At 52.6% G+C, this 16,406-nt stretch carries 18 protein-coding genes and 3 tRNA genes; 16 read left to right on the top strand and 5 right to left on the bottom strand.

Features of this window, described 5'->3' with window-relative positions:
• Positions 1-32: 32 nt before the first annotated feature.
• The 4 genes from amyA to fliD form a co-directional block, all read right to left on the bottom strand.
• The gene (gene amyA, locus H2Z33_RS17275) at positions 33-1,520 is read right to left on the bottom strand and encodes an alpha-amylase (protein ID WP_003859614.1); all 1,488 of its coding nucleotides are present in this window, start codon (positions 1,518-1,520) and stop codon (positions 33-35) included.
• Positions 1,521-1,618: 98 nt separating this feature from the next.
• Positions 1,619-1,990: a flagella biosynthesis regulatory protein FliT gene (gene fliT, locus H2Z33_RS17280; protein ID WP_006811148.1), complete on the bottom strand. Its 372-nt coding sequence runs from the start codon at positions 1,988-1,990 to the stop codon at positions 1,619-1,621.
• Positions 1,990-2,400, bottom strand: a complete 411-nt coding sequence (gene fliS, locus H2Z33_RS17285) for a flagellar export chaperone FliS (protein ID WP_003859616.1) — start codon at positions 2,398-2,400, stop codon at positions 1,990-1,992. Before fliS ends, fliT begins: the two co-directional genes overlap by 1 nt.
• Positions 2,401-2,430: 30 nt before the next feature.
• Positions 2,431-3,843 carry a flagellar filament capping protein FliD gene (gene fliD / locus H2Z33_RS17290; protein WP_017693218.1) on the bottom strand — a complete coding sequence of 471 codons (1,413 nt, stop codon included), beginning with the start codon at positions 3,841-3,843 and terminating at the stop codon, positions 2,431-2,433.
• Positions 3,844-4,112: 269 nt separating this feature from the next.
• Between fliD and H2Z33_RS17295 the strand changes: the two genes are divergently transcribed.
• The 8 genes from H2Z33_RS17295 (at position 4,113) to sdiA (ending at position 11,325) form a co-directional block, all read left to right on the top strand.
• On the top strand, positions 4,113-5,474 hold the full coding sequence (locus tag H2Z33_RS17295; RefSeq protein WP_032624022.1) for a flagellin: 1,362 nt from the start codon (positions 4,113-4,115) through the stop codon (positions 5,472-5,474).
• 163 nt (positions 5,475-5,637) lie between these two features.
• Positions 5,638-6,357 (top strand): RNA polymerase sigma factor FliA, encoded by a 720-nt coding sequence (locus H2Z33_RS17300; RefSeq protein ID WP_003859623.1) that lies wholly within the window; start codon positions 5,638-5,640, stop codon positions 6,355-6,357.
• A gap of 54 nt (positions 6,358-6,411) precedes the next feature.
• On the top strand, positions 6,412-6,963 hold the full coding sequence (gene fliZ, locus H2Z33_RS17305; protein ID WP_015570235.1) for a flagella biosynthesis regulatory protein FliZ: 552 nt from the start codon (positions 6,412-6,414) through the stop codon (positions 6,961-6,963).
• 86 nt (positions 6,964-7,049) lie between these two features.
• Entirely contained in the window at positions 7,050-7,850 is an 801-nt protein-coding gene (gene tcyJ, locus H2Z33_RS17310) for a cystine ABC transporter substrate-binding protein (protein ID WP_003859627.1), read from the top strand.
• A 103-nt stretch (positions 7,851-7,953) separates the two neighbouring features.
• Positions 7,954-8,940 (top strand): D-cysteine desulfhydrase, encoded by a 987-nt coding sequence (gene dcyD / locus H2Z33_RS17315; protein ID WP_017693220.1) that lies wholly within the window; start codon positions 7,954-7,956, stop codon positions 8,938-8,940.
• Between the two features lie 21 nt (positions 8,941-8,961).
• Positions 8,962-9,630 carry a cystine ABC transporter permease gene (gene tcyL / locus H2Z33_RS17320; protein ID WP_003859632.1) on the top strand — a complete coding sequence of 223 codons (669 nt, stop codon included), beginning with the start codon at positions 8,962-8,964 and terminating at the stop codon, positions 9,628-9,630.
• The gene (gene tcyN, locus H2Z33_RS17325; protein ID WP_063135187.1) at positions 9,627-10,379 is read left to right on the top strand and encodes an L-cystine ABC transporter ATP-binding protein TcyN; all 753 of its coding nucleotides are present in this window, start codon (positions 9,627-9,629) and stop codon (positions 10,377-10,379) included. Before tcyL ends, tcyN begins: the two co-directional genes overlap by 4 nt.
• Before the next feature lie 223 nt (positions 10,380-10,602).
• The gene (gene sdiA, locus H2Z33_RS17330) at positions 10,603-11,325 is read left to right on the top strand and encodes a transcriptional regulator SdiA (protein WP_063135186.1); all 723 of its coding nucleotides are present in this window, start codon (positions 10,603-10,605) and stop codon (positions 11,323-11,325) included.
• Between the two features lie 64 nt (positions 11,326-11,389).
• Here the strand turns inward: sdiA and H2Z33_RS17335 are convergent, their stop codons facing one another.
• Positions 11,390-11,614 carry a DUF2594 family protein gene (locus tag H2Z33_RS17335; protein WP_003859644.1) on the bottom strand — a complete coding sequence of 75 codons (225 nt, stop codon included), beginning with the start codon at positions 11,612-11,614 and terminating at the stop codon, positions 11,390-11,392.
• A 464-nt stretch (positions 11,615-12,078) separates the two neighbouring features.
• Between H2Z33_RS17335 and uvrY the strand changes: the two genes are divergently transcribed.
• The 8 genes from uvrY (at position 12,079) to H2Z33_RS17375 (ending at position 16,402) form a co-directional block, all read left to right on the top strand.
• A complete protein-coding gene (gene uvrY / locus H2Z33_RS17340) occupies positions 12,079-12,735 on the top strand; it encodes a UvrY/SirA/GacA family response regulator transcription factor (protein ID WP_017384478.1) in 657 nt (218 codons plus the stop codon).
• Entirely contained in the window at positions 12,732-14,564 is a 1,833-nt protein-coding gene (uvrC, locus tag H2Z33_RS17345; protein WP_017384477.1) for an excinuclease ABC subunit UvrC, read from the top strand. Before uvrY ends, uvrC begins: the two co-directional genes overlap by 4 nt.
• Before the next feature lie 56 nt (positions 14,565-14,620).
• Positions 14,621-15,169 (top strand): CDP-diacylglycerol--glycerol-3-phosphate 3-phosphatidyltransferase, encoded by a 549-nt coding sequence (pgsA, locus tag H2Z33_RS17350; protein WP_003859652.1) that lies wholly within the window; start codon positions 14,621-14,623, stop codon positions 15,167-15,169.
• A gap of 163 nt (positions 15,170-15,332) precedes the next feature.
• Positions 15,333-15,408 (top strand) — tRNA-Gly (locus tag H2Z33_RS17355).
• 51 nt (positions 15,409-15,459) lie between these two features.
• Positions 15,460-15,533: transfer RNA gene (locus H2Z33_RS17360), tRNA-Cys, on the top strand.
• Between the two features lie 11 nt (positions 15,534-15,544).
• Positions 15,545-15,631, top strand: a tRNA-Leu gene (locus H2Z33_RS17365).
• A gap of 292 nt (positions 15,632-15,923) precedes the next feature.
• Positions 15,924-16,076 carry a hypothetical protein gene (locus H2Z33_RS17370; protein WP_154819041.1) on the top strand — a complete coding sequence of 51 codons (153 nt, stop codon included), beginning with the start codon at positions 15,924-15,926 and terminating at the stop codon, positions 16,074-16,076.
• Between the two features lie 2 nt (positions 16,077-16,078).
• Entirely contained in the window at positions 16,079-16,402 is a 324-nt protein-coding gene (locus tag H2Z33_RS17375) for a hypothetical protein (RefSeq protein ID WP_017384434.1), read from the top strand.
• Positions 16,403-16,406 lie beyond the last annotated feature (4 nt).

A 16,406-nucleotide genomic window follows, 5' to 3' on the forward strand; every position in this document is an offset into this window, starting at 1 on the left:
GGGTGAGGGCATCAGGCCGCACTTTCCCAGCACTACAGCGCGTCCTCAATCACCCAGACGCTGACGCTTCCCCCGTTACAGAAGAACGTCCCTTCGCCATCCGCCGCCGTGGTCACGGTTTCCTCGCGGTTGCCTAAAAAATCACGCCAGGTCTTATTGCCGTAATTTTCTCCGAGGCAGATGGTCTTCTCGCCGTCATCACCATTCGACAGCACCACCACACAGCCCGGGTGCTCCTCAGTCCCGCTGCGGCTGAACGCAATGCAGTTTGGATGATCGAAAAACAGCGTCTGCACGCCGTGGGCAAAACGCTGCCGGGCGAGGATCAGCTCGTGGAGCTGTTCAATCACCGGCATATCGATGTGATACGTCTCGCCATCCCCGCCGGTGTCGTCATAGCTGGCGCCAAAAAGATCCGGGTAGAATACGCTCGGCACGCCGTTTTCACGCAGCAGGATGAGCGCGTAGGCCAGCGGTTTGAACCAGGCTTCAACCGGGGCTTCCAGCGCCTGCAAGGGTTGGGTATCGTGGTTGGCTACCAGGGTCACGGCATGGAACGGATCGGCTTCCACCAGCGTACCGGTGAAAATCTGGCTCATATCGTAGTCGCGTCCCTGGCGTGAGGCTTCGTGAAATTTCATTTGCAGTGGCGCATCAAACAGCATGGTTTTACCGTCCACCTGATTGATGTAGTGCTGCAATTTATCCACTTCGTGAGACCAGTATTCCGCCACGATAAACAGCGGCTGCGGGGCCACCTCCTGGACGTGCTCAATCCACTCTTTGTAGAACCAGGCCGGGATGTGTTTTACCGCGTCCAGGCGGAAGCCGTCGCAGTGGGTTTGCTCCATCACCCAGCGCGCCCAGTATTTGATCTCCTCCGTCACCGCATGGTTGCGAAAATCGATATTTTCACCCATCAGGTAATCGAAATTGCCCATCTCGTCGTCGACCTGATCGTTCCAGCCTTCGCCGGTGTAGTCGTTCACGATTTTGAAGATACCGTCCTCATTGGGGTTTTCAATGTGGTCGATACCGCTGAAGCATTTGTAATCCCAGATGAACTGCGAATACTGCCCGGCCCGAACGGGGAAGGTGTAACGCGTCCAGGCTTCGCATTCGATGATCTCATCGCTGATTTGGGTGCGATCCTGAGCATCCACGCGCTGCACGCGGACGGGTTCCTTTTCATCGGCCCCCATTTTATGGTTGACCACCACGTCCAGAAGCACCGCAATCTGGTTGCTTTTTAAGGCGTTGATGGCCTCCAGCAGCTGGGCTTTATCGCCGTATTTGGTGGCGACGCTGCCTTTCTGGTCAAACTCACCGAGGTCGAAAAGGTCATAAGAGTCATACCCGACGGAATAGCCGCCGGATGCCCCTTTGTATGCCGGCGGTAACCAGACCATATTGATGCCGATTTCGTTCAGGTTGGGGGCTAATGCCGTGACTTCTCGCCACAGTTCACCGCCGGTGGGGTAGTACCAGTGAAAACATTGTAAAAGTGTTGGGTTGCGCATGCACCATCTCCATGAGGTCGCGAAACTCAAGTATGGAGCAGGTTTGGCAGAAATGCCTGGCGAACGAAACGGTTAATGCTCGAACGCCAGTTAAATGGCTAATTAATATCGCTATTACTTTGCGGAACCAGGACATGACCGCCCTGGTTACCGTAGGTGGAGAGAACGGTTTTCTGGATGGAGGATTGCCCAACCAGCTTCGCCAGTTCATCCATTCTGGCTTGCAGCAACGTTTTTACCTGGCCTTCGTTGTCCAGGATCACCCGCAGCGTCGGGCGAAGCTGCTCCTGAATCTGCATCGAAGGTTCACTTTCCTGAGTGAGACGAGCCAGTGAGTGCACCGCATTAACATAGTCGGTTTCACAGATGATCAGATCATCCCATAGTCCCTGCCGGGCCAGTCGCAACATCAACTGGCTCTGCTCAAGGAGTTGCTGATAAAGGGCATAAAGTTGCGGTGCGTTACTCATTAGACGGCGTCCTGCATCAGTTGTGGCGTACCGGCAACCTCCTTCCACCCGTCAGCGATATTGCGCAGCAAGTTTTCCACCTCTTCGATGGCGCTGGCGTCGTTATTCACATTGGCGTGCAGGAGGCGACGTACCATATAGGCATAAAGGGCAATCAGGTTTTGCGTAAGCTCATCACCGTTATTTTCCACCAGGCCAACCTTCAGCCCGTTTTCGATAATGTTGATGGCTTTTGAGAGCGCCAGCCCTTTTGCCGGGATATTACCGTCTGCCAGGAACAGACGCGCGCGTACCAGCGCGCTGAGGGCTCCATCAAATAGCATGATAACCAGCTGCTGCTGGCTGGCGCTCATCACCGCGCTTTCAACTTCTATCTTTGCGTAGGCTTGCGTGCCTTTTGCGCCGTACATGTTATCCCCCTCGGGTCTGATTAGCGTTTACTACTTGTTGCTGGACGTATTTTCGAACTGCTGCGTCAGGTAGCTGCTGGTGTTGTTCAGCGAGGTCATCAGTACGTCCAGCTGGGTAAACTGGGCTTTGTACTGCGCCACTCTCGCGTCAATACGTTCGCTCACGGCGTTATATTGATCCGTTAACTTGTTCAGCGTTTTGCTGACGCCATCTTTGGCCGCCTGGATAATGCCTTTACTGGAAAGCCAGTCAGTCAGATGGGTGGCCATGGTGGTAGTGATCCCGGTGGTTTTACCGTCACCCACAACCAAATCTTTCACGGCAGACGGGTTATCCGTCAGCGCTTTTTTCAGCTTGTCGCTGTCCAGCTCCAGCTTGCCCGTGCTTGGATCGGAGGTAATGCCGACCTGAGACAGCGTTTTATAGGCAGTTCCGCCGACGGAGTTGCCCAGCATGGTTTTCAGCTGCGTCTGGATAGTACGCAGCGTACTGTCTCCGAGCAGGGCACCGTTGCTGGAATCCTGCGCATCTGTACCCGCATCAACCGCCGTATATTTGGTTAATGATGCAAAGCTGTCCTGAAGGGTGTTGTAGGCATCCACCCAGGCTTTCATCGCCGTTTCCGCTTTCGATGTATCTTTAGCGATCGTCAGCGTCTGGTTACCGGTGGTGACATCGTTCAGGTTCAGGGTGATATCTTCCAGCGCATCGCTGATGGTGTTGCTGCTGTTTTCGATATCGACGTTATTCACCTTCAGCTTGGCGTTCTGCGCGGTGACGCTTTCTGTCATGCCGTTGCTGGCGTCGGTGCTGGTGCCGTTGTAACCCATAAAGGATTGCAGGGCGCTGTCGCCGCTCACGCTGATGCTGACCGCGTTGTCCGCCCCGGTTTCGGTGGAGGTGATGGACAGACGGTACTGACCATTACCGACGTTAATAATACTGGCGGTCACGCCGGCGTCAGCTTTGTTAATCGCATCGCGAATGCCGGTCAGCGAGGAGTTTGCCGCGCTGATATCGACGGTCACCGGATCTTTACCGTTACCGGCGGTAAAGGTGATCTTGCTGTCAGCCGTGGCAATGGCCGTTTTGGTATCCGGCTGCGCGTTTTTGGTCGTCAGGGTTTGCGCCTGCGCCAGCTGCGACACGCTGATGGTGTATTTACCGGCAATCGCGCTGCCGGTAGTGGTGGCGCTGAATGCCGTGGTACTGCTCGACGTGCTGGTCGCTGTAAACAGGTCGGCTTTATTCAGCGCGGTGTTGGCGGTCTGAAACGCTTCCAGTGAACTTTTCAACGTGCCGTAAGCGCTCAGCTTGGCGGTATACGATGTCTGTTGTTTGGAAATTGGCGTCAGCTGTGCTTTTTCGGCCGTGGTCAGACTATCCAGAATGTCTGCTAACTTAAGACCCGAACCAATCCCCAATGATGAAATACTTGCCATATTTATTCCTTAATCTATCGACACGTAGAACGAATAGTGGGGTTATCGGCCTTAATGGGGGAAAGTTTACGGTTAATTTCTTTTTTTTAATGGCGGGAATAACGGTAATAGAGAAGAGCTTTTCCGTGGCTAAAAAAATTAACGCGATCCTGAAAAAATATCTAAAGGTTGGTTTGGACCAGACGATAACACCTTTGACGGCGATGAAGCCGAAGGGTGGAAACCCAAATCTAACCAAACAGATTTGATGAACAACAGGAATCGAAATCATGGCACAAGTCATTAATACCAACAGCCTCTCGCTGATCACTCAGAACAACATCAACAAGAACCAGTCCGCTCTGTCTTCTTCTATCGAGCGTCTGTCTTCTGGTCTGCGTATCAACAGCGCGAAAGATGACGCTGCGGGCCAGGCTATCGCTAACCGCTTCACCTCTAACATCAAAGGTCTGACTCAGGCTGCACGTAACGCTAACGACGGTATCTCTCTGGCGCAGACCACTGAAGGCGCACTGTCTGAAATCAACAACAACCTTCAGCGTGTTCGTGAACTGACCGTTCAGGCAACGACCGGTACTAACTCTGATTCTGACCTGTCTTCAATCCAGGACGAAATCAAATCCCGTCTGGACGAAATCGACCGCGTATCCGGTCAGACTCAGTTCAACGGCGTGAACGTGCTGGCTAAAAACGGCACCATGAAAATTCAAGTAGGTGCTAATGATGGTCAGACAATTGCCATTGATCTACAGAAGATTGATTCCTCAACCTTAGGTCTTAATGGTTTGTCGGTATCTAAAAACTCGTTGAATGTTAGCGAGCCTGTTACTCAAATTAATAACGCCGCAAATACCGCACCTCTGAAGGTTGACCTCAGCGCTGTAGCTACAGATTTAGGCGTTGATGCGTCGTCCTTAACGTTGAGTAACGTTTTAGACAAAGACGGTAACGCAACCAAAAACTATGTTGTGAAGTCAGGAAACGATTACTTCGCAGCGTCTGTAGACCGTGCAACTGGTAAAGTTGCGCTTAACAAGGCCGATGTTGAGTATACAGATCCTGCAAATGGTCTTACTACTGCTGCTACACAAGCAGGTCAGTTTGTTAAAGTTTCAGCTGATAAAGATGGAAACGCAACGGCCTTTGTTACTTTCCAAGGTAAGAATTACGCGGCAAAAGCAGCTTCACTTGTTGATACAGGGGATGCAACTACAGCAGCACAAGGTACCGCTGCGACTACTAATAAAGTAACGCTTCAACTCAGTGATAAAGCTGCAGTGATTGGCACTGGTACAGCTGCGAACCCACAGTTCCCAGCCACTTCTGCTACAGCTGAATTTGCTGGCACTGCTACGAACGATCCACTGGCTCTGCTGGACAAAGCTATCGCGTCCGTAGACAAATTCCGTTCTTCACTGGGTGCGGTTCAGAACCGTCTGAGCTCTGCCGTAACCAACCTGAACAACACCACCACCAACCTGTCTGAAGCGCAGTCCCGTATTCAGGACGCCGACTATGCGACCGAAGTGTCCAACATGTCTAAAGCGCAGATCGTTCAGCAGGCCGGTAACTCCGTCCTGTCCAAAGCTAACCAGGTTCCTCAGCAGGTTCTGTCTCTGCTGCAAGGCTAATCGCCTGATTACGCTCAAACCCCGCTTCGGCGGGGTTTTTTCTGTCCGCATTTACGCGTAACCCCCCAAATAACCCCTCATTTCACCCACTATTCACCCGATTAAAACCCCTCCAGAATCGGATAATCATGCCGATAACTCAACTAACGCAGGGCTGTTTATCGTGAATTCACTCTATACCGCTGAAGGTGTAATGGATAAACACTCGCTGTGGCAGCGTTATGTTCCGCTGGTGCGTCACGAAGCATTGCGCCTCCAGGTGCGTTTGCCGGCGAGCGTGGAACTGGACGATCTGCTACAGGCGGGCGGTATCGGGTTATTGAATGCAGTTGACCGGTACGACGCTCTGCAAGGAACGGCATTTACGACTTACGCAGTGCAGCGTATTCGTGGTGCGATGCTGGACGAGCTGCGCAGCCGCGACTGGGTGCCGCGCAGCGTTCGCCGCAACGCGCGCGAAGTGGCGCATGCGATGGGGCAGCTGGAACAGGAGCTGGGGCGCAACGCGACGGAAACCGAAGTAGCGGAGCGTCTGGGCATTCCTGTTGAAGAGTATCGCCAGATGTTGCTCGATACCAATAACAGCCAACTCTTCTCTTATGATGAGTGGCGCGAAGAGCATGGCGATAGCATCGAGCTGGTGACCGATGAACACCAGCAAGAAAACCCGTTACACCATTTACTGGAAGGGAATTTACGCCAGCGCGTGATGGAAGCGATTGAAGCTTTACCGGAACGTGAGCAACTGGTGTTAACCCTCTATTACCAGGAAGAGCTCAATCTCAAAGAGATTGGCGCCGTGCTGGAGGTGGGCGAGTCACGGGTGAGCCAGCTGCACAGCCAGGCCATTAAACGCCTGCGCACAAAACTGGGTAAGTTATAGGTGAGTTATTCGCCTTGGAAATGCCGCACAACGTATTGACAACCAGGAGTTATCATGACGGTGCAGCAATCTAAAAGACGGCCTTTAAGCCGCTACCTGAAAGACTTTAAACACAGCCAGACGCATTGCGCCCACTGTAAAAAATTACTCGACCGCATCACGCTGGTTCGTCGCGGTGAAATCGTGAATAAGATTGCGATTTCCCGCCTCGACACGCTGATGGATGAAGCCGCCTGGCTTGAAGAGCAAAAAGAGTGGGTAGCGCTTTGCCGTTTCTGTGGCGATCTCCATTGCAAAGAGCAAAGCGACTTCTTCGATATTATCGGCTTCAAGCAATTCCTGTTTGAACAAACGGAGATGAGTCACGGCACCGTGCGTGAATACGTGGTTCGCCTGCGCCGCCTGGGGCAGCATTTGACCATGCAAAATATCTCCCGCGATCTGCTGACGACCGGATACCTGGATGAAAATCTGGAACCCTGGTTGCCCGCCACCAGTACCAATAATTACCGCATCGCGCTGCGAAAGTACGCGCAATATAAAGTCCAGATGCCGGGCGTCATAAAGCAGAAAGTCCGCGCCGGAACAACTTCTGATATATATTAAAAAAGAATAAGATGTAGCGCAGCCGCCTTTGACGTTGCAGGCGATTTCTCTACACTACTCAAAAATTCCACTGTATCGGGGTACTTATGAAATTAGCACTTCTGGGTCGTCAGGCGCTGATGGGGATGATGGCCGTTGCGCTGGTCGCGGGGATGAGCGTGAAAACGTTCGCGGCAGAGAATCTGCTCAACAAAGTTAAAGAGCGCGGCACGCTGCTGGTTGGGCTGGAAGGAACCTATCCTCCGTTCAGCTTCCAGGGCGACGACGGTAAACTGACCGGTTTTGAAGTGGAGTTTGCGCAGGAGCTGGCGAAACACCTCGGCGTTAAAGCCTCCCTGAAACCCACCAAATGGGACGGGATGCTGGCGTCACTGGATTCCAAACGTATTGACGTGGTGATTAACCAGGTAACCATTTCTGACGAGCGTAAGAAGAAGTATGACTTCTCCACGCCGTACACCGTGTCCGGTATTCAGGCGCTGGTGAAGAAAGGTAACGAAGGCAGCATCAAGTCCGCAGCAGACCTGAAAGGTAAGAAAGTCGGCGTCGGTCTGGGCACCAACTACGAAGAGTGGCTGCGCCAGAACGTGCAGGGCGTGGACATCCGTACCTACGATGATGACCCGACGAAATACCAGGATCTACGCGTAGGCCGTATTGACGCCATTCTGGTTGACCGCCTGGCAGCGCTGGATCTGGTGAAGAAAACCAACAATACCCTGGCTGTCGCGGGTGATGCGTTCTCCCGTCAGGAATCCGGCGTGGCGGTGCGTAAAGGTAACGAGGATCTGCTGAAAGCCATCGATGGCGCCATTGCTGAGATGCAGAAAGACGGCAGCCTGAAGGCGCTTTCTGAGAAGTGGTTTGGTGCAGACGTGACGAAATAAGTCTCTGACTGACAAAAAAAGGCGCTTTTAAAAGCGCCTTTTTTATTTCTCGCGCGTCTGCGTGCATAATGAAATAACAATTGTTTGCGTGACCGGAGGAACCATGTCACTACAGAATTTAACGCGCTTTCCCCGTCTGGAATTTATCGGCGCACCCACGCCGCTGGAGTATCTGCCGCGATTTTCTGACTATCTGGGGCGCGATATATTCATTAAGCGTGACGATGTGACGCCCATGGCGATGGGCGGAAATAAGCTGCGCAAGCTGGAGTTTCTCGCCGCCGATGCCCTGCGTGAGGGGGCGGATACGCTGATCACCGCCGGGGCAATTCAGTCTAACCACGTTCGCCAGACGGCGGCAGTGGCGGCGAAGCTGGGACTCCACTGCGTAGCCCTGCTGGAGAACCCGATCGGGACGCAGGCAGAGAATTACCTGACAAACGGTAACCGTCTGCTGCTGGATCTGTTCAACGTGCAGGTTGAAATGGTCGACGCGTTGACCGACCCGGCTGCACAGCTCGACGAGCTGGCGACGCGTCTGGAAGCGCAGGGTTTTCGTCCGTACGTGATCCCGGTTGGCGGCTCGAATGCGCTGGGTGCCCTCGGCTATGTTGAGAGCGCGCTGGAAATCGCTCAGCAGTGCGAAGGCGCGGTGAGTTTATCCTCGGTGGTGGTGGCGTCCGGCAGTGCAGGGACCCATGCTGGTTTAGCGGTCGGGCTTGAGCAACTGATGCCGGAGGTCGAGCTGATTGGCGTGACGGTTTCCAGAAGCGTTGCGGACCAGAAGCCGAAAGTCGTCACCCTGCAACAGGCGGTGGCTGAACAGCTTGCGCTTCAGGCGAAGGCAGAGATACTGCTGTGGGATGACTATTTCGCGCCGGGCTATGGCACCCCCAATGATGAAGGGATGGAGGCGGTTAAGCTGCTGGCCCGTCTCGAAGGTATTCTGCTTGACCCGGTCTATACCGGCAAGGCAATGGCGGGTCTGATCGACGGCATCGCCCGCAAGCGCTTTAAGGATGAAGGACCCATTTTGTTTGTTCATACTGGCGGGGCGCCTGCGCTGTTTGCCTATCATCCTCATGTCTAAAAATCAGGTAGAAAAATAATAATGCAAGAAAGTATTCAACTGGTTATTGATTCGCTGCCGTTCTTGCTTAAGGGCGCGGTGTTTACTTTACAGCTCAGTATCGGCGGGATGTTCTTCGGGCTGGTGCTCGGGTTTGTGCTGGCACTGATGCGCATGTCGAACATCTGGCCGGTGCGGTGGCTGGCGCGGTTTTACATCTCCGTGTTCCGCGGAACGCCGCTTATCGCCCAGCTGTTTATGATTTACTACGGGCTGCCACAGTTTGGTATTGAGCTGGATCCGATCCCGGCGGCGATGATTGGCCTGTCGCTGAATACGGCGGCGTACACCTCTGAAACGCTGCGTGCGGCGATCTCCTCCATCGATAAAGGACAGTGGGAAGCGGCGGCCAGTATCGGGATGACCCCGTGGCAGACGCTGCGCCGGGCGATCCTGCCCCAGGCGGCGCGCGTGGCGCTGCCGCCGCTGAGCAACAGCTTTATCAGCCTGGTGAAAGACACCTCGCTTGCGGCGACCATTCAGGTGCCGGAGTTGTTCCGTCAGGCGCAGCTGATCACCTCGCGCACGTTGGAAGTGTTTACCATGTATCTGGCGGCCTCGCTGATTTACTGGGTGATGGCGACGGTGCTGTCCGCTCTGCAAAACTATTTTGAAAACCAGCTTAACCGCCAGGAGCGTGATCCAAAATGAGTGCAATTGACGTCAAAAACCTGGTGAAAAAATTCCACGGGCAAACGGTGCTGCATGGCATTGATCTTGAGGTTGAGCAGGGCGAAGTGGTAGCAATTATCGGCCCGAGCGGGTCAGGCAAAACCACGCTGCTGCGCAGCATCAATTTACTGGAGCAGCCCGAAGGCGGGACGATCCGCGTGGGTGATATCACCATTGATACCGGGAAACCCATCAGCCAGCAAAAAGGGCTGATTCGCCGCCTGCGCCAGCATGTCGGCTTCGTGTTCCAGAGCTTTAATCTCTTTCCGCACCGCACGGTGCTGGAAAACATTATTGAAGGGCCGGTCATCGTCAAGGGGGAACCTAAGGAAGACGCGACGGTCCGCGCCCGCGAGCTGCTGGCGAAGGTTGGGCTGGCAGGGAAGGAGACGAGCTATCCGCGTCGCTTATCTGGCGGGCAGCAGCAGCGTGTCGCCATTGCGCGCGCGCTGGCGATGCGCCCGGATGTGATCCTGTTTGACGAACCCACATCCGCGCTCGATCCTGAGCTGGTCGGGGAAGTACTGAACACGATCCGACAGCTAGCGCAGGAGAAACGCACGATGGTGATTGTGACGCATGAAATGAGCTTCGCTCGCGACGTTGCCGATCGGGCTATTTTCATGGATCAGGGGAGAATAGTTGAGCAGGGGCCGGCTAAAGCGCTGTTTGTCAATCCGCAGCAGCCCCGTACCCGTCAGTTCCTTGAAAAATTCTTAATGCAGTAGCATTTTAGCGTTCAATTTGCTCCAGATGCCGCTTCTGGAGCAAATTATCCTCCCTTAAACTCCGTTCTGTTGCTTTTTTATTCCGCCTGATGTGGATAAGCCATCGCCAAATTAAAGATAATCTGCCTGTGGCCGATATTTTATATAAATAATCATGCTTTATGTGTTAGGTTATATTCACCATAATAATGATTATCTTTATCAGAGGCTTCATTCAGTAAGTATGAGGGATATAGACTTTTTCACCTGGCGACGGGAATGCTTCCTCCGGTTTCAGGAAATGACCTGTGCCGAAGAGGTATATCAGGAACTTCAGCGACAAACGCAGGCGCTTGAATTCGATTATTATGCGCTTTGTGTTCGACACCCTGTGCCATTTACCCGCCCGCGAACCTCCGTCCATTCCAGTTATCCGCAACAATGGATGGCGCAATATCAGTCCGAGAATTATTTCGCCATTGACCCGGTGCTGAAGCCGGAGAATTTCATTCATGGACATTTGCCCTGGACGGATGAATTATTCACGGATGCCCAGCAATTATGGGACGGCGCGCGGGACCACGGTTTACGCAAGGGAATAACGCAGTGTCTGATGATGCCAAATCATGCGCTCGGTTTCCTCTCCGTGTCATGTACCAGCTTACAGGCACACTCGATATCCAGTGAAGAAGTTGAGCTGCGTTTACAAATGCTCGTCCAGATGGCGCTCACTACACTGTTGCGCTTTGAACATGAGACGGTGATGCCGCCTGAAATGAAATTCAGCAAGCGTGAGCGGGAAATTCTGAAGTGGACCGCAGAAGGGAAGACGTCGGCAGAAATCGCCATCATTCTCTCCATCTCGGAAAATACCGTCAATTTCCATCAAAAGAATATGCAGAAGAAATTCAACGCACCGAATAAGATCCAGATAGCGTGTTATGCCGCGGCGACGGGGCTTATCTGACTGATATCACGTTCTGCGTGTCAGACGAGAAAACGGCTGAATGCTTTGCATCCAGCCGTTTTTGTTACTGGCGGTAGGCTTGTTTAATTTGCTTAACCGTATTGGCAAAAACAGCGGATTCCGCCTGGTCTTCCATCTGCGCGATCTGTTTTTCCATTTTAATGATCACACGACCAGCATCAGCCTGGCCCATCGCCTGTAGCATAAGCGTCAGCAGCGACTTCAGGCAGTTTACTTCCTGTGCCAGTTCCTGGTTATTCTCGGCAGTGGCAAATTCAGGTGTGCTCATTTATTTTCCTCATTATAAAACAGCGCATGAGCGCGACGATGAAAGTTAAGGCGGCGGAGTATACCACAAGCTACGGCAAAAAATGCAGTGGTTGTTTTTTATACTTATCGCGCAGTGATTATTGGGCGGCGCGGATTATGAAGGTACCCTGTCCAATATGTTAGCGACAATTAAATGTTTATCCCCGGTTCGCTATTCGTTAATTGTTGTTACAAAAAATCGCGCGCTCTTTTTCGTTTGAGTTAACAACTGTTTTAGTAACTTTTCGAATGTCGATGCTAAAAAATAGCGGTAAAAGCCCGGCGGGCAAGGGTTTTCTTTCCACTTACTGTACAGCTTAATTTCCAAAAACGAGACCAGAATCGAATAGCCGATTTTTTAGCGTTTTAATCTTGCATGGAAAACCGTTAATATAAACCCAATTAGCAGTCAGTAGCGTTATCCCTATTCTGGAGACATTTCCTTTGATCAACGTCCTTCTTGTTGATGACCACGAACTGGTGCGCGCAGGGATACGACGCATTCTTGAAGATATAAAGGGTATTAAAGTTGCCGGCGAGGCGTGTTGTGGCGAAGATGCCGTCAAATGGTGTCGCGCTAACTCCGCAGACGTGGTGCTGATGGATATGAACATGCCCGGTATTGGCGGGCTTGAAGCCACGCGCAAAATCGCGCGCATGTTCGTTGATACCAAAGTTATCATGCTGACCGTCCATACCGAAAATCCGCTGCCCGCCAGGGTTATGCAGGCGGGTGCTGCCGGGTATCTCAGTAAAGGCGCCGCGCCGCAGGAAGTCGTCAATGCGATCCGCACCGTACACGCCGGGCAGCGCTACATCGCTTCTGATATTGCTCAACAGATGGCGCTGAGTCAGATTGAACCGGAAAAAACGGAATCTCCGTTTGCCAGTTTGTCTGAGCGCGAATTGCAGATTATGCTGATGATCACTAAAGGTCAGAAGGTGAATGAGATCTCAGAGCAGCTGAATCTCAGCCCGAAAACGGTCAACAGCTATCGCTATCGAATGTTCAGTAAACTGAACATTCACGGTGATGTCGAACTGACTCACCTGGCCATTCGCCATGGTTTGTGCAATGCGGAGTCGTTAATAAGTCAGTGAGTGAAGCGTTCGATTCAAAAGCATTTCTGAAAACCGTCACCAGCCAGCCAGGCGTCTACCGTATGTACGATGCTGGCGGTACGGTTATCTATGTCGGTAAGGCGAAAGATCTGAAGAAACGCCTTTCCAGCTATTTCCGCAGCAACCTTGCCTCCCGTAAAACCGAAGCGCTGGTCGCACTTATACACAACATTGATGTCACCGTAACGCATACGGAAACGGAAGCGCTGCTCCTTGAGCACAACTACATTAAGTTGTATCAGCCGCGCTACAACGTTCTGCTGCGCGATGACAAATCCTATCCGTTTATCTTCCTGAGCGGCGACACGCACCCGCGGCTGGCGATGCATCGTGGCGCTAAGCATGCGAAAGGTGAATATTTCGGCCCGTTCCCGAACGGTTATGCCGTGCGGGAAACGCTGGCGCTTTTGCAAAAAATCTTTCCTGTTCGCCAGTGCGAAAATAGCGTTTATCGCAACCGCTCCCGGCCATGCCTGCAATATCAGATTGGCCGCTGCCTGGGGCCGTGCGTTGAAGGGCTGGTGAGCGAAGAAGAGTACGCGCAGCAGGTGGAATATGTCCGCCTGTTTTTAGCCGGGAAAGACGATCAGGTGCTGACGCAACTGATTGCCCGTATGGAAAAAGCCAGCGCGGCGCTGGAATTTGAGGAGGCCGCACGCATCCGCGACCAGATTCAGGCGGTGCGCAGGGTGACCGAGAAGCAGTTTGTTTCCAATACGGGCGACGACCTCGATGTTATCGGCGTAGCCTTTGACGCCGGTCTGGCCTGCGTTCATGTGCTTTTTATTCGTCAGGGCAAAGTGCTCGGCAGCCGCAGCTACTTCCCGAAAGTGCCGGGCGGCACTGAGCTGGGTGAAGTGGTGGAGACCTTCGTCGGCCAGTTTTATTTGCAGGGCAGCCAGATGCGTACGCTGCCCTCGGAGATCCTGCTCGACTTCACGCTCGATGATAAAACCCTGCTGGCGGAGTCGCTTTCAGAGCTGGCAGGCCGCCGGGTGAATGTTCAGACGAAACCGCGCGGCGATCGCGCGCGTTATCTGAAGCTGGCGCGAACCAATGCCGCCACGGCGCTGACCACCAAACTGTCCCAGCAGTCGACCGTCAGCCAGCGTTTAACCGCGCTTGCTACGCTGCTTAAGCTGCCGGAAGTGAAACGCATGGAATGCTTCGACATCAGCCATACGATGGGTGAGCAGACCGTGGCGTCGTGTGTGGTCTTTGATGCCAACGGTCCGCTGCGGGCAGAGTATCGTCGCTATAACATCACTGGCATTACGCCCGGTGACGATTATGCCGCCATGAACCAGGTGCTGCGCCGTCGCTATGGTAAAGCGATTGAAGAGAGCAAAATCCCGGACGTTATCCTTATCGACGGCGGGAAAGGGCAGTTGGGGCAGGCGAAGGCGGTATTTGAATCGCTCGACGTGGAGTGGGATAAGAACCATCCGCTGCTGCTAGGGGTAGCGAAAGGGGCAGATCGTAAGGCTGGCCTGGAAACGCTGTTCTTTGAGCCGGAAGGCGAGGGCTTTAGCCTGCCGCCGGATTCCCCTGCGCTGCACGTGATCCAGCATATCCGCGATGAGTCGCACGATCACGCCATCAGTGGGCACCGTAAAAAACGGGCGAAAGTGAAAAATACCAGTACCCTTGAGACGATTGAAGGCGTCGGGCCAAAACGTCGCCAGATGCTGTTGAAGTATATGGGCGGATTGCAAGGATTACTCAACGCCAGTATGGAAGAAATTGCAAAAGTGCCGGGTATTTCGCAAGGGCTGGCAGAAAAGATCTACTACTCGTTGAAACATTGAGGGCTCTGTAGCAACATAGAGCTAAATTTTACTGACAACAGACAGTTACCGTCATCATGCGATTTAATATCCCTACGTTGCTCACTCTTTTTCGCGTTGTGCTCATTCCGTTCTTCGTCCTGGCATTTTACCTGCCGGTCGTCTGGGCGCCTTTTGCCTGTGCGCTGATTTTCCTGATCGCTGCCGTTACGGACTGGTTTGATGGTTATCTGGCGCGTCGCTGGAACCAGAGTACCCGCTTTGGCGCGTTCCTCGATCCGGTTGCGGATAAGGTGATGGTGGCAATCGCGATGGTGCTGGTGGCGGAACATTATCATACCTGGTGGGTAACGCTGCCTGCCGCGACCATGATTGGCCGTGAGATTATTATCTCTGCCCTGCGCGAGTGGATGGCGGAGCTGGGTAAACGCAGCAGCGTGGCGGTGTCCTGGATCGGTAAAGTTAAAACCACCGCACAGATGGCGGCGCTGGTATGGATGCTGTGGCGTCCGAATGCCTGGGTAGAGTGGGCCGGCATTGGTCTGCTGTGGGTTGCGGCGGTGCTGACGCTGTGGTCAATGCTGCAATATTTGAACGCTGCGCGCGGTGATTTGCTTGAACAGTGATCGTTTCGGCTTAATTTTCAGCAAACGATCCTGAGATGCAAAAAATAACGTTGACTCAAAACGTCATATCAGTAGAATGCAACGCATCGAACGGCGGCACAGTTAGCCGGACGACAATGAAATCAAGTGGTTAGGAAGTAGTTAAATAGTTACTTGATAACATGCGGGAATAGCTCAGTTGGTAGAGCACGACCTTGCCAAGGTCGGGGTCGCGAGTTCGAGTCTCGTTTCCCGCTCCAGATTAATGCATCTGCAGTTTGCGGGTGCAGGTCGAAAGACAACAGATTTAAGGCGCGTTAGCAAAGCGGTTATGTAGCGGATTGCAAATCCGTCTAGTCCGGTTCGACTCCGGAACGCGCCTCCACTTTCTTCCCTGGCCGGATGGTGGAATCGGTAGACACAAGGGATTTAAAATCCCTCGGCGTTCGCGCTGTGTGGGTTCAAGTCCCACTCCGGCTACCATGGGAAAAAGCAGAATAATCAAAGCAATAAGCAGTGTCGTGAAACCACCGAAAGGTGGTTTTTTTGTGCCTGCAATCCCCCCTTCCTGACAACAAATCTTATTTTTCGTGCCTGACCCATGCACAACCATAATTTTTCGATCATTATGCGTTGAGGGCGTTTCCTTATCACGTAAATCCTTTTATCTCCGTTTCATCGATTGCCCTGCGGCAGTTTCGCAGATAACTTCATTTGGATTTTCCTTAGAAAAAGTGGAAGAGCTTGCAAATGGGCTGGGCAAGGGTATCAACAAATGATCAAAACATTGTTCTCCGGTGACAAGCTCTCGAACGTACAGGATATGAACTACGGTTGGCAAGAGGCATCTAAAACCGCAATGGCGCTGGATTTGACCAGTGGGAGTATTACGGGTTGGCAGATGTACCATATAGCTAAAGAGAATTGATTATGTCACAAGAATTAGAATTTTCGCTTCATCCACCTGTTTGGCCTGCTATCGTGTATTTTGTTGTATCTGTGGCAATTTTTTTCCTGCTTTATCTCGGTAAACTAAAAGTTAACAGGCTGCGTAAATACCCGCTATTTATCGCATATATGGTGTTTGTAATCGCTGTTGCAGCCGTTCAGATAAACATCTTTGCTAATGGCTACGAGTTTGTCCGCAGCTTTTTGCATATCGATTTTGACCCCTATCGATATGACTCGGTATATTGGGGATCATTGTGTTTCTCCATAATTTACTTGCTGGCGTTGCCCCGGAACAAGTTTTAGCATA

Origin of the sequence: Enterobacter sp. YSU, from assembly GCF_016082135.1 — a bacterium.
GTDB classification, from domain to species: domain Bacteria; phylum Pseudomonadota; class Gammaproteobacteria; order Enterobacterales; family Enterobacteriaceae; genus Enterobacter; species Enterobacter hormaechei_C.

What these genes read in the sequence shown, in the direction of transcription:
- H2Z33_RS17335 (WP_003859644.1), bottom strand. Translation starts at nt 11,614, where the DNA reads ATGAGCACACCTGAATTTGCCACTGCCGAGAATAACCAGGAACTGGCA.
- tcyJ (WP_003859627.1), top strand. Translation starts at nt 7,050, where the DNA reads ATGAAATTAGCACTTCTGGGTCGTCAGGCGCTGATGGGGATGATGGCC.
- fliZ (WP_015570235.1), top strand. Translation starts at nt 6,412, where the DNA reads ATGACGGTGCAGCAATCTAAAAGACGGCCTTTAAGCCGCTACCTGAAA.
- tcyN (WP_063135187.1), top strand. Translation starts at nt 9,627, where the DNA reads ATGAGTGCAATTGACGTCAAAAACCTGGTGAAAAAATTCCACGGGCAA.
- fliT (WP_006811148.1), bottom strand. Translation starts at nt 1,990, where the DNA reads ATGAGTAACGCACCGCAACTTTATGCCCTTTATCAGCAACTCCTTGAG.
- fliS (WP_003859616.1), bottom strand. Translation starts at nt 2,400, where the DNA reads ATGTACGGCGCAAAAGGCACGCAAGCCTACGCAAAGATAGAAGTTGAA.
- amyA (WP_003859614.1), bottom strand. Translation starts at nt 1,520, where the DNA reads ATGCGCAACCCAACACTTTTACAATGTTTTCACTGGTACTACCCCACC.
- tcyL (WP_003859632.1), top strand. Translation starts at nt 8,962, where the DNA reads ATGCAAGAAAGTATTCAACTGGTTATTGATTCGCTGCCGTTCTTGCTT.
- fliD (WP_017693218.1), bottom strand. Translation starts at nt 3,843, where the DNA reads ATGGCAAGTATTTCATCATTGGGGATTGGTTCGGGTCTTAAGTTAGCA.
- H2Z33_RS17295 (WP_032624022.1), top strand. Translation starts at nt 4,113, where the DNA reads ATGGCACAAGTCATTAATACCAACAGCCTCTCGCTGATCACTCAGAAC.
- dcyD (WP_017693220.1), top strand. Translation starts at nt 7,954, where the DNA reads ATGTCACTACAGAATTTAACGCGCTTTCCCCGTCTGGAATTTATCGGC.
- H2Z33_RS17370 (WP_154819041.1), top strand. Translation starts at nt 15,924, where the DNA reads ATGATCAAAACATTGTTCTCCGGTGACAAGCTCTCGAACGTACAGGAT.
- sdiA (WP_063135186.1), top strand. Translation starts at nt 10,603, where the DNA reads ATGAGGGATATAGACTTTTTCACCTGGCGACGGGAATGCTTCCTCCGG.
- pgsA (WP_003859652.1), top strand. Translation starts at nt 14,621, where the DNA reads ATGCGATTTAATATCCCTACGTTGCTCACTCTTTTTCGCGTTGTGCTC.
- H2Z33_RS17375 (WP_017384434.1), top strand. Translation starts at nt 16,079, where the DNA reads ATGTCACAAGAATTAGAATTTTCGCTTCATCCACCTGTTTGGCCTGCT.